Genomic DNA, 22,187 nt, shown 5'->3' with positions numbered 1-22,187 from the left:
GCTCAAGCCTCCTCAACGGCCTTGCGGACCACGGTTGCGGTGAACAGCAGCGTTCCGAAAGCGACCAACGCCAGTGCGCCGAGGCCCAGGGCGTAGGAGGAAAAAGCCCCGTACAGCGCGCCCATCACCAACGGTGGCACGAAGCCACCGAGTCCGCCCGCCGCCCCGACCACACCCGTGACCGAGCCGACCTTGCTCGCCGGCGCCAGCAACGCGACCAGCGCGAACACCGCGCCGCTGCCCGCACCGAGCGCGGCGGCCATGGACAGGAACGCGAACGTGCCCAGCGGCATCAGCGGCGGTGTGAAGGCCTGCACCAGCGCTCCGGCCGCGACCACGCCGAACGAGGCGGTGAGGACCCGGACGGGACCGAACCGGTCGGACAGCCACCCGCCCAGTGGCCGCATCACGACCGCCAGCAACACGAAACCCGCCATCCGGTTCGCCGCGTCCGCCTGCGTCAGCCCGTACGCGGTCTTGAGATACGCGGGCAGGTACACGGAGAACGCCACGTACCCGCCGAACGCCACCGCGTACAGCGCCGCTGCCTGCCACGTCACTGCCAGGCGCGACGTCGCCGCGAGCCGCCTGCCGACCGACTCGGAGGGCACCGGCCTGCCGGGCGCGTCGCTGAGCACGAACCACGCCACCACCGCGTACCCGGCGAGCACGACCGCGGTGACGACGAACGGCATCTCGACGCTCCACGACTTCACCAGGTTGACGGTCGTCAGCGCGCTGATCGCCGTGCCGCCCATGCCCGCCCCGAAGACGCCGATCGCGAGGCCCCGGCGCTCGGGCGGGAACCAGGCGTTGACGAACGGCACGCCCACCGCGAACGCCGTGCCGCCGACGCCGAGGAAGAAGCCTCCGACGAGCAGTGCGGCGAGGGACGAGTGCCCGGCCAGGCCGAGGAACAGCACCGGCACGATGGTGATGACCGAGACCAGCGGGAACATCACGCGCCCGCCGAACCTGTCGGTCAGCGCGCCCACCGGGATCCGGCCGACCGAGCCGACCACGACGGGCACCGCGACGAGCAGCGCCTGCTGGAACGAGGTCAGCGACAGCGAGTCCTTGAACAGCGGGCCGAGCGGGCTGAGCAGCGCCCACGCCCAGAAGTTCACCGCGAACCCGACCGTCGCGACGGTCAGCATCACCCACCGCCGGTTCGGCGTGGTCGTGGCGCCGAGCGGTGGCTCCTTGCCTGTTTCACGTCGTGTCGCGGCCATCGTCAACCTCGGTCCGTCGATCTGCCCGGTGCTCACGACTCTGTGAGCACCACCAGCCTCCGGTGGCGTGCTGGTGCGGCGTAGGTGTCAACGACGGATGTGGGACGGGACCTAAGTCCCTGGACGGACGAGCCGGGGCAGTGCCTATCAGCAGGCCGATGAGTGCGATGAGCACCGGCGGTTGACCTGGCTGCCACAGGGGAGTGGTGACGGCGAAGAACTCCAGCAGTTCGGCGGCCCCACGCCACGGCGCCGGTGTGGGGCCGACGTCCTCATCTGCCAGGTGCACAAGGCTGCGGCGCAGGGCGAACGCGGTGGTTCAGCAGCTCGCGGGTCTGCGCCGCGATCTCGACGTCCTCTCGCGCCTCGATCACCCACACCTCGGTGGGCGAGGTGCTGACGCGGGTGTCCCCCGAGACCTCCGCGTTGCGGCCGGGGTCGAGTTCGAGGCCCAGGAACGCGAGGCCGGCAACGGTTTCCGCGCGCAGCACCGGGTCGTGTTCGCCCGCGCCGCCGGTGAACACGAGCAGGTCGATGCCGCCCAGTGACGCCGTCATGGCCGCGATGCCCTGGCGCAGGTGGTGTCCGTGCACCTGGAGTGCGAGCACGGCGCGTTCGTCCCCGCTCTCCGCCGCCTCGCGGACGTCGCGCAGGTCTCCGCCGGTTTCGGACAGGCCGGCGAGACCGGAGTGGTGTTCCAGGCCGTCTTCGAGGTCGTCGAGGGAGAGACCCGCGCGTTGCAGCCACACGAGCAGGCCCGGGTCGACGTCTCCGCTGCGGGTGGCCATCACCAGGCCCGCCAGCGGGGTGAAGCCCATCGTGGTGTCCACGGACCGTCCATTCGCGACTGCGGCCAGTGACGCCCCGGAGCCCAGGTGACAGCTCACCACGCGAGCGCCGGGCCGCCCGGCCAGTTCGGTGGCTCTGCGGGAGGCGTAGCCGTGCGACAGTCCGTGGAAGCCGTGTCTGCGCAGATCCCACCTGCGCCGCCACGACGAGGGCAGGGCGTAGGTCGCCGCGGCCGCGGGCATGGTGGTGTGGAACGAAGTGTCGAAGCACGCGACCTGCGGCACTCCGGGCAGCAACCGCGTCACCGCGTCGATGCCGGCCAGTGCACGGGGCTGGTGCAACGGTGCGAGCGCGGTGAGAGCCTCGATCCGGGTGCGGGTGTCGTCGTCGATCGCGGTGGCGCTGGTGAAGGCCGCGCCGCCGTGCACGACTCGGTGCCCCACCGCGTGGACGGGCGGCGCGGTGCTCAGGAAGTCCTCCAGGGGACCGGTTTCGCCGGTCCAGCGCTCGGCGTGGTGCTCGGCGAGAACGGTGTCGTCCTCGCCGAGCACGCGGAGCTTGAGGCTCGACGAGCCCGCGTTCACCACCAGCACGTTCACTGCCAGGTCCAGTCGCGCACCTCGGGCATGTCCTCGCCGTGCTCGCGGATCCAGCTGTGGTGGCGGGTGCGCTGGTCCTGCATGAGCTGCCGCAGCCCGGCCGCCTTCTGGCCGAGTCCCGGCACCCGGTCGACGACGTCGATGACGAGCCGGTAGCGGTCCATGTCGTTGAGCACCAGCATGTCGAACGGGGTCGTGGTGGTGCCTTCTTCCTTGTAGCCGCGGACGTGCAGGTTGTGGTGGTTGGTGCGGCGGTAGGTCAGGCGGTGGATGAGCCAGGGGTAGCCGTGGTAGGCGAAGATCACCGGGCGGTCCGCCGTGAACAGCGCGTCGAACTCGCGGTCCGGCATGCCGTGCGGGTGCTCGGTGTCCGGCTGCAACCGCATCAGGTCCACCACGTTCACCACCCGCACCCGCAGCGACGGCAGGTGCTCGCGCAGCAGTTTCGCCGCCGCCAGCACCTCGACGGTCGGCGCGTCGCCCGCGCACGCCAGCACGACGTCGGGTTCGTCCTCCTCGTTGCCCGCCCAGTCCCAGATCCCGGCGCCGCGGGCGCAGTGCAACGCGGCCTCGTCGGCGGAGAGCCAGTCCGGGGTCTCGTTCTTGCCGGCCACGATCACGTTGACGTAGTCCCTGCTGCGCAGGCAGTGGTCCGCGACCGACAGCAGCGTGTTGGTGTCCGGCGGCAGGTAGACGCGCACGACCTCGGCCTTCTTGTTCATCACGTGGTCGATGAAGCCGGGGTCCTGGTGGGAGAAACCGTTGTGGTCCTGCCGCCACACGTGCGAGCTCAGCAGGTAGTTGAGCGACGCGATCGGCCTGCGCCACACCAGTTTCTGATGCGTCTTGAGCCACTTGGCGTGCTGGTTGAACATCGAGTCGATGATGTGGATGAACGCCTCGTAGCAGTTGAAGAGCCCGTGCCTGCCGGTGAGCAGGTACCCCTCCAGCATGCCCTGGCAGAGGTGCTCGGACAGCACCTCGACGACCCGGCCGTCGTGGGTGAGGTGCTCGTCGACCGGCAACGTCTGCGCCTGCCACTGCTTCCCGGTGACGTCGTACACGGCGTCGAGCCGGTTCGAGGCCGTCTCGTCGGGCCCGAAGATCCGGAAGTCGCGGGCCTCGGCGTTGAGCGTGACGACGTCGCGCAGCATCCGCCCGAGCACCCTGGTGGGCTCCGAGTGCGTGCTGCCGTGTTTGACGACCTCCACGGCGTGCGCGCGAATCTCCGGCATCTTCAACGCGCGCAACAGCAATCCGCCGTTGGCGTGCGGTGTCGCGCCCATCCGGCGCGTCCCGTCCGGCACGAGGGCGGCGAGTTCCGGTCGTGGCGCGCCGTCGGCGTCGAAGAGCTCCTCCGGCCGGTAGCCGCGCAGCCACGACTCCAGCTGCCTCAGGTGGCCGGGATCGGTCCGCACGCCCGACAGCGGAACCTGGTGGGCGCGCCACGTGTTCTCGATCGGCACACCGTCCACTTCGGACGGCCCGGTCCAGCCCTTCGGGCTGCGCAGCACGATCATCGGCCGTTCGCCCAGCTGGATCTTGTCGACGACCTGGTCGAGCACCTCCGCCATGCGCGCGTGCATCGCCGCGGGCTCGTGGCCCTCGACGTAGAACGGCACGTAACCGTAGCCGCGCAACAGCGAATCGAGCTCCTCGTGCGGGATGCGCGCCAGCAGGCTCGGGTTGGCGATCTTGTAGCCGTTGAGGTGCAGGATCGGCAGCACGGCGCCGTCGGTGGCGGGGTTGAGGAACCTGCCGGCGTGCCAGCTGGTCGCGAGCGGCCCGGTCTCCGCCTCGCCGTCGCCGACCACGCACGCCACGATGAGACCGGGGTTGTCGAACGCCGCGCCGAACGCGTGCGCCAGCGAGTACCCCAGCTCCCCGCCTTCGTGGATCGAACCGGGCACCTCGGGAGCGACGTGGCTCGGCACGCCACCGGGGAAGGAGAACTGGCGGAACAGCCGGCGCATGCCCTCCGCGTCGCGCGGCACGTCCGGGTAGGTCTCGCTGTACGTGCCCTCCAGCCACGTGTTCGCCAGGAGGGCCGGTCCGCCGTGGCCGGGACCCGTCACGAAGAGCACGTCGAGGTCGCGCTCGCGGATGATCCGGTTCAGGTGGGCGTAGATGAAGTTGAGGCCGGGGGTCGTGCCCCAGTGGCCGAGCAGGCGCGGCTTGACGTGCTCGGGCGCCAGCGGCTCGGTCAGCAGCGGGTTGTCCATCAGGTAGATCTGGCCGGCCGACAGGTAGTTGGCGGCTCGCCAGTACGCGTCGACCAGCGACAGGTCCACGTTCGGCATCTCGCGCTCCTCACTCTGAATCGTTACCTGCCACGCTGCCGTGCCGCTCGGTCACCTCCCAGGGCGCGGGGTCCGCATCTGGCGGGACCGAGGTCCTGCCCGCACCGGTTCCTCGGGCCCTGGTCGCCTCCCGGGTCGTGACGGTGTTCTGCTGAGCGTGACGATGAAGCGAGCTCTGGTCGTGTACGAGTCGATGTTCGGCAACACCGGGCTGGTGGCCGAGGCGGTGGCGGAAGGGCTGCGGACCGGGATGACCGTCGACCTCGTCGAGGTCGGCTCGGCCCCGCCCGTGCTGGGTGAGGAGGTCGAGCTCCTGGTGGTCGGCGGTCCGACCCACGCGTTCAGCATGAGCAAGCCGGGCACGCGTGCCGACGCGGCACGGCAGGGAGCCGACGCGCGGGCGGCGGCCGGTGCCGGGCTGCGCGAGTGGGTGGACCAGGTCGGCAAGGGCACGGCACGTCCTGTGGTCGTGGCGTTCGACACGAAGGTCAAGCGGCCGAGGCTGCCCGGTTCCGCCGCCCGCGCCGCCCTCACGAGGCTGCGACGAGCAGGCTTCCGGACGGTGAAGCCGGCGGAGAACTTCTACGTCGGCGGCACGAAGGGCCCGTTGGTGGACGGCGAGCTCGACCGGGCGCGGAACTGGGGTGCGACGTGCGCGGCCGAGATGGCGTGACGGTGGGCGTTCACGCCTGGGAGTGAACCGGCCGGCGGGGAGCGGGGACGACGATCCGGCCGTGGTGCTGCTCCAGAACGGGCTGGTGCACCACGAGAACGGGGCACGGCGCGTGGTGGAGTGCCGCCTTGGTGACGGTGCCGCTGTCGTGCGAGTCCCCGGAACCGACGACGACCAGATCCGTGTCGGTGCAGCGGGCGATCGCCTCGTGCGGTTGCGCGCGCACCAGGACGGCGTGGTGCGCGACGGTGCCGAGCGCCGCGGCCGCGCGGTCGAGGACGTACGTGTGGTCCGGGTCGGCGGCGCACCGGGCCGGAAGTTGTGGTGCCGCGTGCAGGACGCGCAGTGCGGCGCCACGTCGCCGGGCGAAGTCGGCGGCGTGGCGCAGCACTCGGCCATCACCGGAGCCACCGCTGACCAGGGCGGTGACGTGGGAGTGCCGGCCGTCGACGGCCGCGGGCGTGCCGCGCACGACGACCGCGTCGCAGTGCGTGGCGGCCAGCAGCGGCAGGACGTGGCCACCCAGACCGAGCGCCGAGCTCCCCGGACCCCGGTAGCCGACGACCACGAGCTGGGCGCGGAAGTCGTCCCGGGGGTGGTGGATCTCGAGGTCGGCGCCGACGAGCCGGGCGTGGGCGGCGGCCCAGCGCAGCGCGTTCTCGTCGCGTCCGGGACCGTCTTGGATGAGCACGACTGGTTCCATGGGACAACGATGGAGTTTTTGCGCCGTCTGGAGCAGGGCGGGAAGAGGCGACTGCGCCGGGACCAAAGTCCTGTCGTCACAGGGCCCTGTCAGACGCGGATGAACGGCGCGTTCGCTCACCTGAGGTGGGCGAACGCGCCGTTCATCCAGCTGAGATCAGTCACTTCGCGGTGTGACGACCGCCTAGCAGGGCGCGTGCTCGTCGGAGTTGAGCAGCAGGTCGGCGACGGCACGCCGCGGGGTCGGCGGCACGGGGGTGCTGAAGCCCAGGCGCAGCACGGTCTGCGGGACGAGCACGCCGCCGAGCGCGCGGCGCAGTTCCTCGCGGACGCGCCGGACCTCGACCGGCTGGGACATGAACGACGCGGACAGCCCGTGCGTGGTCGCGGTGAGCAGGACGCGTTGCATCGCCTGTCCTGCCTGCAGGTCGCCCAGCGGGCCGTCGTAGAACGAGCACAGGACCACGACGAGCGGGTCGGACTCGTAGTCCTTGCCCGCCTGGCGCTGCGGGCCGTGGAAGTCGCGGAACACCCACTCGTCCTGCATCTCCGGGCGGACTCCCGCCGACGCGGGCGGCACGCCGTCGGTCGCGCCGGGACGGTGGCCGGTGAACGCGGCGAACTCCGCCTGCACCCTCTCGTCGGCGAGCTGGATCTCGTGGGCCCGCTGGACGAACCGCTTGAGCTGGGCGCGGTCTTCCGGCGTGGCGACGACGTGCAGCCAGGACCGTTCCAGTTCGGCGGCGCGGACGAGCGCGTGTCGTTGCCGGGGATCGATGGCCGCGTCGAGGAACGGGCGGCGGTTCGTGCGGCGGTGAGGCACCGCCGCGAGCAACGCGCGGTGCTCGTTCTCGGCCTTGAACGTCCCACCTCGGCGAACGACCGCGAGAGCACCGGGTGCGTCCGCGCCGGGCAGCATCGTCACCAGCGGGCGCACGCCGTGGCACTGCAGCGCCAGCCGCAGGTTGAACAGGGCGGCGCCGCACGACAGTCGCAGCTCGCGGTCCTCGGGGTCGGTCGCGGCGAGCCGGCGGGCCGGGTCCGGGTGCAGCTCGATGCGGTCCGGTCGCACGCGGAACCGCCACGGTTGCGTGTTGTGCACGGACGGCGCGAGCGAAGCGGCCGTGAGCGCGCCCTCGATCTGGTCGGGCTCCAGCCCCAGAGCCGCGGTCACCTCAGCCATGTCCTTCACTCCATCGTGTTGCCGCTCGAACGTTGTGTCCGTTCACTGTCCGTGCCGCGAGGACCGGGACCCACTGTCGAAGGTCCCGACCTGACCGGGACCGCTTGGCGGCTCTGCGGTCACGTGAAAAGCTTGATCCATGCTGGATCCCGATGAGACGCCGTCACGCAGCCTGCTCGGTGGGCTGCGTCTGGACGAGCTGCTCGACGAGATGCGCGACCGGCTCGCCGAGATCGGGTCGACCAGGGACAAGATGCAGAGCCTGCTGGACGCGGTGCTCGCGGTCGGCGCCGGCCTGGAGCTGGACTCGACGCTGCAGCGCATCGTGCAGGCCGCCGTGGAGCTGGTGGGCGCCCGCTACGGCGCGCTGGGCGTGCTCGGGTCGAAGCACAACCTGTCGCAGTTCGTCTACGTCGGCATCGACCCCGCGACCCGCGCGCAGATGGGGCACCTGCCCCAGGGCAAGGGCCTGCTCGGCCTGCTGATCAAGGACCCGAGGGCCATCCGGCTGCACGACCTGAGCGAGCACGCCGCGTCCGTCGGCTTCCCGCCCAACCACCCGCCGATGCACAGCTTCCTCGGCACTCCCGTGCGGGTGCGCGACGAGGTGTTCGGCAACCTCTACATGACCGAGAAGAAGGACGGCGGCGACTTCACCCCCGACGACGAGGTCGTGCTGGAGGCGCTCGCCGCGGCCGCCGGTGTCGCGGTGGAGAACGCCCGGCTGTTCGAACGGTCCCGGATGCGCGAGCGGTGGCTGGAGGCGACCGCGGAGATCAACGCCCAGCTGCTCGCGGGGGCCTCGGCGCAGGACGCCCTGCAGCTCATCGCCCAACGGTCCGTCGAGCTCGCGTCGGCGTCGTGGGCGGTCGTGCTGCTGCGTGAGGGCGATGAGCTCCGTGCGGCGGCGCTGGCGGGCACCGACGTCCCCGCCGTCCAGTTCACCGCCGACGTCCCGCTGCTCGCGCAGGTCCTGGAGACCTCGGCTCCCGCGCTGGTCGAGCAGGTGGACGATCATCTCGGGGACCTGTCCGCCCAGGCGGGCGCCGCCGTGGTGCTGCCGTTGCGGGCGGGCACGAACGTGACCGGTGTGCTGCTCGCCGTCCGGGACAAGGACGCGGCCGCGTTCGGCGCGGACCTGATGCCGTTGCTGGCGTCGTTCGCCGACCAGGCCGTGGTGGCGATCGAGTTCGCCGAGAACCAGAGCGCCAAGCGCCTGGTCGACGTGCTGGAGGACCGCGACCGGATCGCCCGCGACCTGCACGACCACGTGATCCAGCGGCTGTTCGCCACCGGCATGAGCCTGCAGGGCGCGTTGACCTGGGTGACCCACCCCGAGGCGCGCAGACGGGTGACGAAGGCGGTCAACCAGCTCGACCAGACCGTGCTGGAGATCCGCACGTCGATCTTCGACCTGCAGGCCGACTCCGGCGACACCGGTCTGCGGCGCCGGCTGCTCAACATCGTCGCCGAGATCACCGAGGGTGCGCCGGTGAGCCCGGCGATCCGGATGTCGGGGACCATCGACAGCCTCGTGCCCGACCACATCGGCGAACACGCCGAGGCCGTGGTGCGCGAGACCGTCACGAACGCGCTGCGCCACGCCCGTGCGACCGAGCTGACGCTCACCGTCGAGGCGGGCGACGCGTTGATCATCACGATGGTCGACAACGGGCTGGGCATGCCGCCCGAGGTGGCGCGCAGCGGGCTGCGCAACCTCGAACAGCGGGCGGCCGCGCTGAACGGGGCCCTCACCGTCACCGGGGAGCCTGGTGGCGGGACGCGCGTGACGTGGAGGGTCCCGTTGGACTAGCGCCTGTATCGAAGTCCGACCCGGCTGTCGCGGATCGGACTTCGATACAGGCGCTAGCGGCGCTCAGCCCGTCTCGTTGTCGTGCTGCGTCGGCTTGCTGCGCAGCTGGGACGACAGCACGGCGGCCTGGGTGCGGCGCTCGAGCCCGAGCTTCGCGAGCAGGTGCGAGACGTAGTTCTTCACGGTCTTCTCCGCGAGGAACATCTTCTCCGCGATCTGCCGGTTCGTGAGCCCGTCGCCGATGTAGTCGAACACGGTGCGTTCCTGCTCGGTGAGCGCGCGGACGGGGTCGCCCTGCTCGCGTTCCCGGCGGATGCGGTTGAGCAGCGCCGCGGTGGAGCGGGCGTCCAAAAGGGACTGTCCGGCCGCGACCGTCCGCACCGCCGCCGTGAGGTCGGTGCCGACGATGCGCTTGAGCACGAAACCGGACGCGCCCGCCATGATCGCGTCGAACAACGCCTCGTCGTCGGTGAACGAGGTGAGCATCAGGACGTTCAGCTCGGGCAGGCGCGACCGCAGCTCGCGGCACAGCTCGATGCCGTTGCCGTCGGGGAGCCGCACGTCCAGCACCGCCACGTCCGGGTTGGTCGCCGGGACCATCGTGAGCGCCTCGGTCACCGACGACGCCTCGCCGACGACTTCCAGGTCGGGGGAGGCGCTGAGCAGCTCCCTGATCCCGACCCGGACGACCTCGTGATCGTCCACCAGGAAGACACGCGACACCACTTGCGACCACCTCTCCTCAACCGTTGCGTCGACACGATCTCGCGGGACGGCCGGTGGTACCCAGGGACCAAAGGCCCTGTCACCGGGAATCGAGGGTCCTCCTGACCCGTTCGAACTCGTCGGTGTCGATCTCGCCCCTGGCCAGCCGCTCCTCCAGTATGCGGGTCGCGGAGCCGATCTGCGGAGCCTGCGGGTGCCGGCGCAGCAGCACGACGACCAGGGCCACGAGCCCGCCCCAGAACAACACCGTGGTCAGCGCCATCATCGCGAACCCGCCCCAGCCCATCGGAGTGCCGTAGTACCAGTGCATCTTCATCGCCTCCCCGGCGTTCGTGAGGTCGCCGTCGCGGGAACGACCACGACCGGGCATTCGGCGTGGCGCAGGCAGCGCGCGGCGACGCCGTGCGAGAGGAGCTCACGGATCGCGCCACGGCCGCGGGTGCCGATCACCAGCAGGTCGGCGTGCTTGGAGGCCTCCACCAGGTGGTCCGCCGCGTCACCCACGACGACGCACTCGGCGACGTCGGGCGCGTTGCGCATCGTGGAGCGCACCTGCCGCACGGTGTCGTGGAGCTCGCGGGCGGGGTGCCGTCGTTGCGGCATCTCGCCGTACGGGTTGAGGCCCATCGGCACCGCCGGGACGACGACCGGTTCCTGGTGGTGGGCCAGCACGGCCTCCACCCGCGCACCCCGGTGGGACGCCTCCTCCAGCGCCCAACGCAGAGCCGTGCGCGACTCCGCCGAACCGTCGACGCCGACCAGGATCACAGGTGCCCTCATGACCGCTCCCATCGCTCCGGACCAGCGTCCAGCGCGGGCCTGGACCGGTGGGAGGGGCCAACGTCACGAGCCGGGTGAGCCCATCCGCCCCGGCCCGGCCGGGCCGGGGACGAAGGTCCCGGACGGCGGGGGACCGCGGGCACTCACCCGCCGCGGCACCGGGCGGAAGCCTGAGGTGCATGAGCGAGAACGAGTCCCGGCCCGTGGTGGTCGGAGTGGACGGATCGCCCGCCGCCCGTGCGGCGCTGCGGTGGGCCGTGGAGGACGCGCGGCGGCGCGGGTGCCGGGTCGACGTGATCTCGGCGTGGCACCGGGACTACGGCGTGATGATCGGGCAGGTGCCCGCCGAGATCATGATGGAGATCTCGCCGCCGGCACTCGAAGCCGCGGCGCGCAAGTCCCTGGACGCCGTGACGCAGGGGTTCGAGGGCGTGGAGATCCGCCGGATCCTGGTCGAGGGCGACGCCAGGGACGTGCTCACCGCCGCGTCGAAGGACGCCGAGCTGCTCGTGGTCGGCAGCCGCGGCCACGGCACGGTCGTCGGGGCGATCCTCGGCTCGGTCAGCGCCCACTGCGTGCACCACGCCTCGTGCCCGGTCGTCGTGATCCGTGAGCCGAAGGCCGAACGGGAACGGGAACACGCACCCGCTGCCGCCGCCGCACCGCTGACTCCTGGACCGCTGCTGTGAACGCGGCGGCGCTGCTGACGGACGGTTCGGTCGTCACGGTGCGCGAGCTGGGGCCGGGTGACGTGCCGGCGCTGCTCGCGCTGCACCGCGGCCTGCCGGTCGAGGACCGGTACCTGAGGTTCTTCAGCACGTCGCCGCACCAGCTGGAGGAGTTCGTCGAGCGGATGGTCTCGCCGGACGCGCCCCGGCACGTGGTGCTCGGCGCGTTCCGCGAGGACCGGTTGCTGGGTGCCGCGAGCTACGTGGTGGTGCGGCGGACGGACTTCGCGGAGGTCGCGCTGGTCGTCTCCCACACCGAGCAGGCCCACGGCGTGGGAACCCTCCTGCTCGAACACCTCGCGTCGCTGGCGCGCGGCCGGGGCGTGCGCCGGTTCACCGCCGAGGTGCTCACGATCAACGGCCGGATGCTGCGCGTGTTCACCGACATGGGCCTGGTCACCTCGATCGTGCCCGACGGCGAGGTGGTCTACGTCGAGCTCGTGCTGGAACCCGGCGACCGGTACCTCGACGCCGTGGGAGAACGCGAGTCGGTCGCCGACGTCGCGAGCCTGAACCACGTGCTGCGTCCCGCCTCGATCGCCGTCGTCGGCGCGGGCAGGTCGGCGGCCTCGGTGGGGCACGCGGTCCTGCGCAACCTCGTGAAGGGCTGCTACACCGGTGATCTGTACGCGGTGAACCCGCACGCCAAGTCCGTGGCCGGTGTCGACTGCTACGGCTCGGTGAGCGAGCTGCCGGAAGCGCCCGAGCTGGCGGTGTTGTGCGTGCCCGCGAAGGCCGTTCCCGCCGTCGCGGAGGAATGCGGCCGGCGCGGTGTGCGGGCGCTGGTGGTCATCTCGTCCGGTGTCGACGCCGAGGCCCTGCTGGACGCGGTCCGCGGGCACGGCATGCGGCTCGTCGGCCCGAACTGCCTCGGTGTGTCGACGAGCTCGTCCGACGTGCGGATGAACGCCACGTTCGCGGGCGAGCGCGACCACGCGGGTGCCGTCGGGCTCGTCACCCAGTCCGGCGGTGTCGCGATCGGCGTGCAGGAGGAGCTGCGGCGGCTCGGCCTCGGGTTGTCGAACCTGGTCTCCACTGGCGACAAGCTCGACATCAGCAGCAACGACCTGCTCATGTGGTGGGAGCACGACCAGGACACCCGGATCATCGCGCTGTACCTGGAATCGTTCGGCAACCCGCGCAAGTTCGCGCGCATCGCCCGCCGGGTCGCCGCGAGCAAACCGGTGCTCGCCATCCGTGCGGCGACCAGCGAGGCCGGACAACGTGCCGCGGCGTCGCACACCGCCTCCACCGCGACGCCCTCGGTCACCAGGGACGCGCTGTTCCGCCAGGCGGGCGTGATCGCGGTCGACAGCGTGCCGGAACTGACCGACGCCGTGATGGCGCTGAGCTGGCAACCGCTCCCGAGTGGACGGTCGGTGGCGGTGCTGAGCAACGCCGGTGGACTCGGTGTGCTGGCCGCGGACGCCTGCGTCCACAACGGACTGATCCTCGCCGCGCTCGGTGAGGAAACCCGCGAGGCCCTGGCACGGCTGGTTCCCGCGACGGCCAGCGTGCACAACCCGGTCGACACCACCGCGGTCGTCGACGAGGAGACCTTCGCCCGCTGCCTCGACGTCGTCGGTGCCGATCCCGCGGTCGACGCGGTGATCACCGTGACGGTGCCGACCGCGCTCGGCGACCCCACCGGGGGCGTGCACGGCGTCGACGGCAAGCCCGTGCTCGCCGTGCGCACCGGCCAGACCGAACGGCTCGCGGGCGACGTGCCCTGTTACGCCGAGCCGGCCCGTGCCGCCGCGGCACTCGCGCGGCTGGTGGACCGCACCGAATGGCTGTCCCGGCCGACGGAGTTCGCGCGCCTGAACCGGATCGACCTCGACGCCGCGAAGGCGGTCGTGGCCGGAGAGGAGGGCTGGCTGGCGCCGGACGACGTGGTCGCGCTGCTGACCGCGTTCGGGCTGCCGGTGCTGGGCGGGACGCTCACGACGACCGAAGAGCACGCCGTTGCGGCACAACAGGCCTACGACACCCCCGTCGCCCTCAAGGCGGTGGCCGACGACCTGCTGCACAAGAGCAAGGGCGGCGGCGTGGAGCTGAACGTGACCGACGCGAGTGGTGTGGCGGCAGCGTTCAACGCGTTCCGGCAACGGTTCGGCGACCGGTTGCGCGGTGTGTTCGTGCAACCGATGGCGTCCGGCGGCAGGGAGTTGCTGGTCGGCGTGGTGACCGACGAGAAGTTCGGGCCGCTCGTGGTCACCGGGCTCGGTGGTGTGGACACCGACCTGCTCGACGACCGTGCCGCGGCACTGGCGCCACTGTCCACAGCGGACGCCGACGACCTGATGCACGGCTTCCGCACCGCGGGTCACGTGCTCGCGCAGACCGACGAGCAGGCCGTGCGGGACGTCCTGCTGCGAGTGGCGGAGCTCGCCGGCGCCCTGCCGGAGGTCCAGGAACTCGACATCAACCCGCTCGTGCTGACGGACGAGGGATGCGTGGTCGTGGACGCGCGAGTGCGCGTCGCACCGGCCGAGCCCGCGGACCCCTTCCTCCGCCGCCTGCGGACCAGCTGACAACACCGAGGAGGAAAGGTCATGAGCAGCAAGCCGATCGTGGTGGGTGTCGACGGAACACCCGCGTCCGACCGAGCCCTCGAATGGGCACTCGAAGAGGCCGTCGTGCGGGGATGCCCGCTGCACGTCGTGAACGCCTGGAACTTCGAGGCGCTCACGGACTGGGCCGAGACGACCGCGCAACGGGCCCAGGCCGAGTCCGAGGCCGTCGTCGAGAAGGCGTTGCAGGCGGCCGGGTCGCGGCGGCAGAACATGCCCGAGATCGTCCGCAAGAGCCTGCGCGGTGACGCCGCCGAGACGCTCGAACGTGCGTCCGAAGGTGCCGCGATGCTCGTCGTCGCCTCGCACACCGGGCACCGGATCCGGCAGATCGTCCTGGGCTCGACGAGCATGCACGTGGTGCGGCACGCCCACGCGCCGATCGTCGTGATCCCGGTGACCGACCGCGAGCTCGCGGAGACCGCGCGATGAAGGCCGCCGACGCGATGGTCCGCCCGCTCATCACGGTGGGGCCGCGTGACTTCGCCCGCCACGCCGCCGGTCTCATGGACGACTTCGGCCTCACCATGCTCCCCGTCGCCGACCAGCGCGTGTTCCTGGGCGTCGTCACGGCGGTGGACGTGTTGCGGGGCAAGGAAGGCGTGGCCTCACCGCACGTGCAGGACGTCATGTCGCAGCCGGTGCTCGTGGCCACGACGGACACGCCCGCGGCGGCGTTGTTCGACGCGATGAGCCGGTACGAGGTCCTGAGCGTGCCCGTGCTCGACGAGGGACAGGTCGTCGGCGTGGTCACCAGGCTCTCCCTCCTCCGGCTGATCACCAGGAACGAGACCGGTCGCGCCGCTGTCCACAGCTGATCGCGAGGACGTCGCCCACCACGGGCTGCACGTGGAAACCCGGTGTTCGCCGGAGCGGTGCGGGTGGCACGACACCACCCGCACCCGGCAGATCGAGATCCTCGGCTGAGCTCAGCCCAGCGTGCGCGCGAGGGCGCGGCCGGCGGCGCGTCCGGAGAAGATGCAGCCGCCCAGGAACGTTCCCTCGAGCGCGTTGTAGCCGTGCACGCCACCGCCGCCGAATCCGGCGACCTCGCCCGCGGCGTACAGGCCGGGGAACGGGGTTCCGTCGGCCCGCACCGCCTGGGAGTCGAGGGTGGTCTGGATTCCGCCCAGCGTCTTGCGGGTGAGGATGTTGAGCCGCACGGCGATCAGCGGGCCGTGGGCGGGGTCGAGGATCCGGTGGGGCTTCGTGGTCCGCACGAGGCGGTCGCCCCAGCTGCGGCGGGCGTTGGCGATGGCCATCAGCTGGAGGTCCTTGGAGAACCTGTTGGCCACCTCGCGGTCGCGGGCGACGATCTGCCGTTCGATCTGCGCGGCGTCGAGCTGCGGGCCGCGCGCGATCTTGTTCATGCCGGCGACGAGCTCTTCGACGGTGCGGGCCACGACGAAGTCGACGCCGTGGTTCTTGAACGCCTCGATCGGGGCGGGAGCACCCTTGCCGCCGCGGCTGGCCAGCATCTTGCGGATGTCCTTGCCGGTGATGTCGGGGTTCTGCTCGGATCCCGACAGCACGAACTCGCGGCCGAGGATGGTCTGGTCGAGGACGAACCAGGAGTAGTCGTACCCGGTCGAGAGGATCGCCTTCATCGAGGCGTTGGTGTCGAAACCGGGGAAGTTCGGCGCGGGCAAGCGTTTGCCGGTGGCGTCGAACCACATCGAGGACGGGCCGGGGATGATCCTGATGGCGTGGTTCGGCCAGATCGGGTCCCAGTTGTGCAGGCCCTCGGTGTAGTGCCACATGCGGTCGCGGTTGACCAGGGTGGCGCCCGCGGTCTCGCTGATCGCGAGCATCCGTCCGTCGACGTGCGCGGGCACACCGGCGATCATCGTCTCCGGGCACGGGCCGAGGCGGTCGACCGGCCAGTTGGTGCGGATGAGGTCGTGGTTGTGGCCGATCCCGCCGGACGTGACGATCACGGCCTTGGCGCGCAGCTCGAAGCTGTCCACGGCCACCCGCGACGACGCCTTGCCACGCTCCACATCGGACGGTTCGAGCACCGTGCCCCGCACGCCGACCGCGGCGCCGTCCTCGACGACCAGCTCGTCGACCTGGTGGCGGAAGGCGAACCGGACCAGCCCGCGGCGTTCGGCGTCGAGCACCGGCTCGGCGAACACCCGCACCACCTCCGGACCCGTGCCCCAGGTGAGGTGGAAGCGCGGCACCGAGTTGCCGTGGCCGTCCGCGACACCGCCACCGCGCTCGGCCCAGCCGACCACGGGAGTGAACCGCAGCCCGAGGTCGTGCAGGTACTGCCGCTTCTCCGTGGCGGCGAACCGGACGTAGGCCTGTGCCCACTGCCGGGCCCAGTGGTCCTCGTCGTCGCGGTCGAACCCGGCCGAGCCCAGCCAGTCCTGCAAAGCCAGCTCGTAGGAGTCCTTGATGCCGTTGCGGCGCTGTTCGGGGCTGTCGACGAGGAACAGGCCGCCGAGCGACCAGAACGCCTGACCGCCCAGGTTCGCGCGGTTCTCCTGGTCGAGCACCAGCACCCGGCGTCCCGCCCTGGCGAGCTCGTAGGTCGCCACCAGGCCGGCGAGCCCGGCCCCGACCACGATCACGTCTGCTTCGTCACTCATGGCTGCCTGCTTTCGATGCTGTACGCGGTGATGACGTTGGCGAACAAGGAGGTCCGGCGCTGCTGGACGACGACGTTGCCGGGTTCGCTGAAGCACTGCAGCGCCGTGCCGTCGTGCACGGCGATGAGAGCCTGGCCGAGCGCCTCGGGATCCGGCACCGTGCGCCCGATCTCGGCCAGAGCCGCCAGCAGGAAGGGCATCGAGGACGCAGCGATGGCCTGCTCGCGTTCGACGATCGTCCGGCGCAGCTGCGGGTTGCGCAGCGCGTGAGCGGTGAACTCGGTGCTCACGCGGTACCAGTCCTCGTCCAGCGGCACGGCCCGCAGCAGGTGGGTGACGACGCCGTGGACGTCCTTGACCGCGGCCTGCTCGAAGACTTCGAGCGCCTCCCGCATGCCGGTGATCAGTTCGGCCGACCGGTGCTCCCACGCGGCGAGGAACAGCTCGTCCAGGGTCGCGAAGTTCGAGTAGAACGCGCCGCGCGTGTATCCGGCACGTGCGCACACCTGGTCGACGGTGGAGCGGCCGAAACCTTCCTGGGCGAACACTTCCAGCGCTGCCTGGAGGAGTCGTTGCCGCGTCTCGGCCCGTCGCTTGGTCACCCGCTTCTCCGCCACGGCCCACCACCTCTCGATACACAAGTGTATCCGATGCGTCGGTGTATCGGTGGTGGCGATGGCTAGTGGACAGGTTGCGGTTACGCGGAGAACGTTCATGGACGGTGCGCGATCTGGCCGCCCGCCTCTGTGTTGTACCTGCCGCCGCGCGGATCTGATCTTCTGGCTTACCGGCGGCAACGATCCGACAAGTGGCCGAACGGTGACCTGAGGAGCGCCTGCGGAGGCGCTGACGTCACGCTCGCCTGAACTGTGAGTGGTCCACAAAGCACCTGGTCGGGAAGAGTGATGCCTGCGATGAAATGTCTATTGTGGATGGCGGGCCGGTGGCCCGCCTGGCGCGGACCACCGGCACGGCTTCAGGTCTTGAGGTCCTCTCCGCTGTAGAGCAGCCGTTTGTACTGTGCTTCGAGGTTGTCCGCCTCGTCCACGAGCTTCCTCCTCATGTTGTCGTGGGTCAGCACGATCTGGCTGTAGCGTTCGAGATCGTCGCGGTCCAGTGAGCCGTCGAGAAAAGCCGTCCAGAAGACGAGCCCCGCCGAGATCAGCATGACGAACGCCACGAGCACGGCCAGAAGCACCGCCAGTCCGTCGAGTCCGCTCAACACGCCTTCGGAGTACACACGGACGAACATGACGACCGCGATGAGCAGGACGAGCGCGATGGCCGCGACGAGGCTGATCTTGGACCCGGCCGACATCTTCGACCACGTCAGCTGCCGGTGGTCGTCCTTGTTCTCCCGCTGGTCGTGGCCGAGGTGGTAGAGCGCCGCCGCGGCACCTCCCGTCGCGAGCACGGAGATCACGAAGCTGATTGCGAGTGGCAGCCCGAGAGGGTCCGACCAGTCGACGTTGAAGACGGAACTGGCGAGCCACAACATGATCGGGAAGTCCACGACCACCACGAGACCCAGCGACAGCAGCTTGGCCGAACGGGACACGGGGAAGTGACGGCGGCTGCCACGCACCTCGTCCATGTCGACTCGTTCAGCGGCCCAGTCGGCGCGCTGCTGGACCTCGCTGATGGTCAGCACGTGACCGCGGGGTCCGATCACCTGCCGATCCATGACCGCGTCGGCCATGGCGTGCAGCTGTTCGATCCGGACGGCGAGGCGGGCACGCGTGGCGATCTCGGAGCGGTGGTACCCGCTGACCGTGTCACGCGGAACCGGAAGGTTGGGCGTGCTGTCGTTGTCGTGCATGACGTGCCTCCCGTCTGAGTTGATGATCGGTGTGGATCAGCAGGTGATCTCGACCCTGCGCATCTGGCCGGCGATCGCCTCGTCGAACGTGCCCGTGGCCATCGCGGTCATTCCCGGAGCGCTGCCACCGCCGGAGTGATCGATGCGGTGACGGACACCGCCGTCGCGCAACGCCTCCGCGACCACGCGGGCGCGCCGGCTCGACAGCTCGGCTCGTCCCCACTCCGTCGAATCCGGTGGGTCTGCGGTGTAGCCGAGCACCGTCACGACGGCGTTCGGCTGTGACGCGAGCTTCGCGGCGATCCGTGCGGCGTACTCCCGGAGGAGTTCGCGTGCGGGCTGTGAGAGCTCAGCCGAGTCACCGGCGAAGCCCAGCACGTCGTTCAGCAGTGTTGTGCGCTCCGTCCCTTCCGGTCCGGTGACGGAGGTGATGCCGGGTACCGGCACGATCGGGACGGCCACCTCCGAGTTCGGTGCGGTGTGGTCGGTCCGGCTCTCGTCCATGTCGCATGACGCGGCACCCGCCGCCTTGCACATGGCTGTCCAGTAGGCGTTCAGGCGTTCGCGGGAAGGAATTGTCAGCGGAGGCTGCGTGCCGGCGGTCTCCCCGATACCGGTGAACAGGACGCGCCACCCGGTGAGGTCGGGCAGGAGTCCGCGAGACCGCAGCTGCTCTGCGATCGCTGCCGGATCTGCTTCCCAGCCGACCTGGCGGAGGTCGAACCCGCCGTTCGTGCTCAGTCCGCTGGTGATGAGCATCAGGTGGCCAGGGGCGCGGCCGCGGACCGCGTCGCCGGTTCCCTCCAACAGATCCACCGGTTTCCGCGCCCCGATCGCGTGCACGGCACTCGAGACCCGCTCCAGGTTCCGCTCGATGAGAGCGTCGCGCTGCAGTCCGTGCTCGATCGCGCCGTTGGCCCGTCTGGGGGTGAGCGTGATCGTCTCGTGCACCTCGCCATCGGCTGAGGCGACCACTGCGACGCTGCTCCTGCCGCTGCGGCCGTCCGTGATGTTGCGGCTCTGCGCGACGGATTCCAGGAGTTCAGTGCCGCGCGGGGTGAGTGACGGCCTCGGTTCGTGTGCGGTCGCCGTGGCGACGATGACGATCTGATCTCCTTGCCCGTGCGGGGACTGGGCCGTATCGGTACCGCACGCCGGGAGGGTCAGAACTGCGGTCGCGGTGATCGCGAACGTCGTTGAGATGGTGCGCAGCTGCCGCATGGTGGCCTCCCCGACGTCGGCACTCCTGCACCGTGAGTTTGACAGTTGCCGATTCAGGCAGTCAATTGTCAAAAAGTGGACGACAGTTGTCGGGCAATCGCCTTTCGAGTGCAACAAGAGTCGGTAGCTACCTCTGGTGGGCATGCTGTTAGAGCAGGTGTCAGACTGTGACCGGCAACTGCCGGAACTTGGCGACAACTGCGCCACGAATGGAGTAACCTGTCGCGATGGTCGGTCCCATGTCAGGTGTCGACGGAGTGCGCAGCGTGCTGGTGCGGCTGCGGACGCGGTCCGGCTTGAACGCGGACAGGCTGCACTCGACCGAGGTCGACGTGGCGCCGTTGCTCGACCTGCCGATCGTCCGTCAGGTCGTCCGCACCACCGACACGCCTGCGGCCGAGGCCGCTGTCGAAGCCGTCCGTGTGATCACAGGTCAGCTCGAGGTGACCGACCTGGTGGTCGTGGACGTGGCGCTTTCGCTCGGGATCCTCTCTGCGAGGTTCCCCGATCACCCCGAGCTGGAGGATCTCTACGCCGCCGACGTCGGTGTGCGGAGAAACCTCCTCGTCGCGCGCTGGGCGGAACTGCACGAACTGCTCGGGGAGAGCCGTCCTCCGAAGCCTCCGACCGTGCGCACGTTGCGTCTGACTCTGGAGGAAGAGTCGCTGGGCAGGCTCGCCGAGCTCTGCGTCGGCAGCTCGGTGCTGGACGCCACCGTCGCCGAGCCCGACCACTCCCGCCCCACCGTGGCGGTGATCGGCTCCGCTGTCATGGACTTCATCTTCCTGGTTGACCACCTGCCCACCGCGAGCAGCGCAGCGCCGACCGACGTGTTCGAGGAAAGCCCCGGAGGCAAGGGGCTCAACCACGCCATCGCCAGTGCGCGCCTGGGCATGGACGTGCAGCTGATCGCGGCTGTCGGTGACGACGCTCGCGGTCGTCAGCTGCTGGAGTACCTCGTCCGCGAGGGCGTGCGGGTCAACCTGATCAAGATCGCCGCCGGTCGCAACCCGGTCGTCGCGGTCTTCCTGCTGCGCAACGGAGGATCGGCCAACGTCCCGTGGATGAACTCCGCGGAAGTGAGGCTGGACCCGCTGGACGTGGGTGCGAGCGCGGTGCGCGCCGTCCTGGAGTCGACGGACGCGGTCGTGCTGACGTTCGAGGCGCAGGCGGAGGTCGTGTCGTCCGCGCTGGAGTCGATCGGCGACCAGGACCGCAAGCCTCTCGTCGTGGTGCGCCCTTCGCCGGCTCTCCCCAACCCTCAGGTGCTCTACGAACACTTCTCCAAGATCGACTACCTCATCGGCACCCAGGCGGAACTGCGCGATCTGCTTCCCAGTGCCAAACGGGAGATCACCGTGGAAGAACTCGCGCAAAGCCTGCTCACCCTTGGAGTGCACGGAGTCTGCATCACGGAGGAGTTCGGCTGCCTGATCCGGTCGGAGTACATCCAGGCGAACATCGCCCAGTTCCCGGCCGCGATGAGGGACACCCCCGGCGCACGAGAGGCCTTCAGCGCTGCGCTGATCCTCAAGCTGCTGGAGAAGAACCGCAAGATCGACGAAAAAGACCTCAAATGGGCCACTGCCGCGATGGCGGCCTCGCAGTCCTACGGCGGAGTCGCTGACTCGATGCCTGCGCAAGAGAAGGTGGACCGGGTGGTCGGCATCCCTGGAGCAAAAACTTCATGACTGAGCAAATGTTCGAACACACCTTGTGGCGGAAGGGAAACAAGTTCGCGGTCAAGGTGCTCGGAGCCGAGGACCCTTCTGGTCACAGCCCCGCGACCGCTGCCGTGTACGGCAATCCGCAGAACGACTGCCTGGTTCGCGTACATTCTCGGTGCGTCTACGGCGAAGTGTTCGAGTCCGACGACTGCGACTGCAGGGAGCAGCTGCGCACCGCGCTCCAGATGATCGACGCTGAGGGTGCCGGTGTCGTGATCTACCTCGACCAGGAGGGTCGCGGGGAAGGGCTGCGCAACAAGGCGCGTGGCTATGCCTACAGCCAAGAGCACCACACGGACACGTTCACCAGCTATCGTGCCCTCGGCCTGCCCGACGACTCGCGATCGTACGAGGCGGCGGCGGAACTGCTGCGCAGGTTGGGCCTGACGAGCGTCCGGCTGCTGACCAACAATCCGGCGAAGGTGCATGCGCTTCAGGAGAACGGCATCGAGGTCAAACGGGAGACGTGGACCGTGCCGGTGAGTGAGTTCGCTCGGGCGTATCTGGAGGCGAAGCGGCAGTACGGTCACATGATCGCAACTGGGCAGGCCGACTGAACCCGCAATCGGTGGGCGAAGCGTCCGTGTTCCACTGCCTTCGGCTACATCGATCGGGATCCACTCTCACCGCTTGATCGGCCACCCTTTGCTTGTTAACGTTCACAGCCGCTCGTGGCCCGGATCACACGTCCAGCGTGTTCCGGCGTGCCCGGCGGTGATCGTCAACAA

20 protein-coding genes are annotated in these 22,187 nt (G+C 70.1%); 8 read left to right on the top strand and 12 right to left on the bottom strand.

The annotated features are described in order from the left end of the window. Positions 1-2: 2 nt before the first annotated feature. From AOM45_RS36085 to AOM45_RS36075, 3 genes are all read right to left on the bottom strand, one after another. Positions 3-1,157, bottom strand: a complete 1,155-nt coding sequence (locus AOM45_RS36085; protein WP_030471092.1) for an MFS transporter — start codon at positions 1,155-1,157, stop codon at positions 3-5. A gap of 347 nt (positions 1,158-1,504) precedes the next feature. Continuing rightward, positions 1,505-2,620, bottom strand: a complete 1,116-nt coding sequence (locus AOM45_RS36080; RefSeq protein WP_051784294.1) for an acetate/propionate family kinase — start codon at positions 2,618-2,620, stop codon at positions 1,505-1,507. Then, positions 2,617-4,920, bottom strand: a complete 2,304-nt coding sequence (locus AOM45_RS36075) for a phosphoketolase family protein (protein ID WP_030471094.1) — start codon at positions 4,918-4,920, stop codon at positions 2,617-2,619. Before AOM45_RS36075 ends, AOM45_RS36080 begins: the two co-directional genes overlap by 4 nt. A gap of 163 nt (positions 4,921-5,083) precedes the next feature. Here AOM45_RS36075 and AOM45_RS36070 point away from each other — a divergent pair, with 163 nt between their 5' ends. After that, positions 5,084-5,593 carry a flavodoxin family protein gene (locus tag AOM45_RS36070; protein WP_030471095.1) on the top strand — a complete coding sequence of 170 codons (510 nt, stop codon included), beginning with the start codon at positions 5,084-5,086 and terminating at the stop codon, positions 5,591-5,593. A gap of 10 nt (positions 5,594-5,603) precedes the next feature. On the opposite strand, the gene AOM45_RS36065 is transcribed toward AOM45_RS36070, so the two are convergent. Continuing rightward, entirely contained in the window at positions 5,604-6,296 is a 693-nt protein-coding gene (locus AOM45_RS36065; protein ID WP_030471096.1) for a universal stress protein, read from the bottom strand. 183 nt (positions 6,297-6,479) lie between these two features. After that, entirely contained in the window at positions 6,480-7,478 is a 999-nt protein-coding gene (locus tag AOM45_RS36060) for an Acg family FMN-binding oxidoreductase (protein WP_030471097.1), read from the bottom strand. A 139-nt stretch (positions 7,479-7,617) separates the two neighbouring features. Between AOM45_RS36060 and AOM45_RS36055 the strand changes: the two genes are divergently transcribed. Beyond that, positions 7,618-9,291: a sensor histidine kinase gene (locus tag AOM45_RS36055; protein ID WP_030471098.1), complete on the top strand. Its 1,674-nt coding sequence runs from the start codon at positions 7,618-7,620 to the stop codon at positions 9,289-9,291. 63 nt (positions 9,292-9,354) lie between these two features. On the opposite strand, the gene AOM45_RS36050 is transcribed toward AOM45_RS36055, so the two are convergent. The 3 genes from AOM45_RS36050 to AOM45_RS36040 all read right to left on the bottom strand — a co-directional run bounded on the left by AOM45_RS36050 (position 9,355) and on the right by AOM45_RS36040 (position 10,797). Then, positions 9,355-10,017: a response regulator gene (locus tag AOM45_RS36050; protein WP_030471099.1), complete on the bottom strand. Its 663-nt coding sequence runs from the start codon at positions 10,015-10,017 to the stop codon at positions 9,355-9,357. Between the two features lie 79 nt (positions 10,018-10,096). Further along, the gene (locus tag AOM45_RS36045; protein WP_236703948.1) at positions 10,097-10,333 is read right to left on the bottom strand and encodes an SHOCT domain-containing protein; all 237 of its coding nucleotides are present in this window, start codon (positions 10,331-10,333) and stop codon (positions 10,097-10,099) included. Beyond that, positions 10,330-10,797, bottom strand: coding sequence for a universal stress protein (locus AOM45_RS36040; RefSeq protein ID WP_030471101.1), 468 nt, complete (start codon positions 10,795-10,797; stop codon positions 10,330-10,332). Before AOM45_RS36040 ends, AOM45_RS36045 begins: the two co-directional genes overlap by 4 nt. Positions 10,798-10,976: 179 nt before the next feature. Here AOM45_RS36040 and AOM45_RS36035 point away from each other — a divergent pair, with 179 nt between their 5' ends. The 4 genes from AOM45_RS36035 to AOM45_RS36020 are packed head-to-tail and all read left to right on the top strand — an operon-like array spanning position 10,977 to position 14,916. Next, positions 10,977-11,486: a universal stress protein gene (locus tag AOM45_RS36035; protein ID WP_035912382.1), complete on the top strand. Its 510-nt coding sequence runs from the start codon at positions 10,977-10,979 to the stop codon at positions 11,484-11,486. Then, positions 11,483-14,059 carry a bifunctional acetate--CoA ligase family protein/GNAT family N-acetyltransferase gene (locus tag AOM45_RS36030; RefSeq protein WP_030471103.1) on the top strand — a complete coding sequence of 859 codons (2,577 nt, stop codon included), beginning with the start codon at positions 11,483-11,485 and terminating at the stop codon, positions 14,057-14,059. Before AOM45_RS36035 ends, AOM45_RS36030 begins: the two co-directional genes overlap by 4 nt. Before the next feature lie 21 nt (positions 14,060-14,080). Beyond that, on the top strand, positions 14,081-14,530 hold the full coding sequence (locus AOM45_RS36025) for a universal stress protein (RefSeq protein WP_051784296.1): 450 nt from the start codon (positions 14,081-14,083) through the stop codon (positions 14,528-14,530). Next, positions 14,527-14,916, top strand: coding sequence for a CBS domain-containing protein (locus AOM45_RS36020; RefSeq protein WP_030471105.1), 390 nt, complete (start codon positions 14,527-14,529; stop codon positions 14,914-14,916). The genes AOM45_RS36025 and AOM45_RS36020 overlap by 4 nt, the downstream gene beginning before the upstream one ends. A gap of 111 nt (positions 14,917-15,027) precedes the next feature. On the opposite strand, the gene AOM45_RS36015 is transcribed toward AOM45_RS36020, so the two are convergent. The 4 genes from AOM45_RS36015 to AOM45_RS36000 all read right to left on the bottom strand — a co-directional run bounded on the left by AOM45_RS36015 (position 15,028) and on the right by AOM45_RS36000 (position 19,732). Beyond that, a complete protein-coding gene (locus AOM45_RS36015; RefSeq protein ID WP_030471106.1) occupies positions 15,028-16,692 on the bottom strand; it encodes an FAD-binding dehydrogenase in 1,665 nt (554 codons plus the stop codon). Further along, positions 16,689-17,309 carry a TetR/AcrR family transcriptional regulator gene (locus tag AOM45_RS36010; RefSeq protein ID WP_236703947.1) on the bottom strand — a complete coding sequence of 207 codons (621 nt, stop codon included), beginning with the start codon at positions 17,307-17,309 and terminating at the stop codon, positions 16,689-16,691. The genes AOM45_RS36015 and AOM45_RS36010 overlap by 4 nt, the downstream gene beginning before the upstream one ends. A gap of 359 nt (positions 17,310-17,668) precedes the next feature. Beyond that, complete coding sequence (locus AOM45_RS36005) at positions 17,669-18,511, bottom strand: hypothetical protein (RefSeq protein WP_051784297.1); 843 nt, start codon at positions 18,509-18,511, stop codon at positions 17,669-17,671. Between the two features lie 36 nt (positions 18,512-18,547). Continuing rightward, the gene (locus AOM45_RS36000; RefSeq protein WP_081902504.1) at positions 18,548-19,732 is read right to left on the bottom strand and encodes an OmpA family protein; all 1,185 of its coding nucleotides are present in this window, start codon (positions 19,730-19,732) and stop codon (positions 18,548-18,550) included. Positions 19,733-19,971: 239 nt separating this feature from the next. Between AOM45_RS36000 and AOM45_RS35995 the strand changes: the two genes are divergently transcribed. Further along, positions 19,972-21,423, top strand: coding sequence for a PfkB family carbohydrate kinase (locus AOM45_RS35995; RefSeq protein ID WP_236703946.1), 1,452 nt, complete (start codon positions 19,972-19,974; stop codon positions 21,421-21,423). Next, entirely contained in the window at positions 21,420-22,016 is a 597-nt protein-coding gene (locus tag AOM45_RS35990) for a GTP cyclohydrolase II (RefSeq protein ID WP_156094183.1), read from the top strand. Before AOM45_RS35995 ends, AOM45_RS35990 begins: the two co-directional genes overlap by 4 nt. Positions 22,017-22,187: the final 171 nt, after the last annotated feature.

This window comes from Lentzea aerocolonigenes (assembly GCF_000974445.1).
In the GTDB taxonomy this organism is placed as follows: domain Bacteria; phylum Actinomycetota; class Actinomycetes; order Mycobacteriales; family Pseudonocardiaceae; genus Lentzea; species Lentzea aerocolonigenes.
Note: the sequence above shows the minus strand (reverse complement) of the source record. Positions and strands in the feature narration are given on the sequence as shown.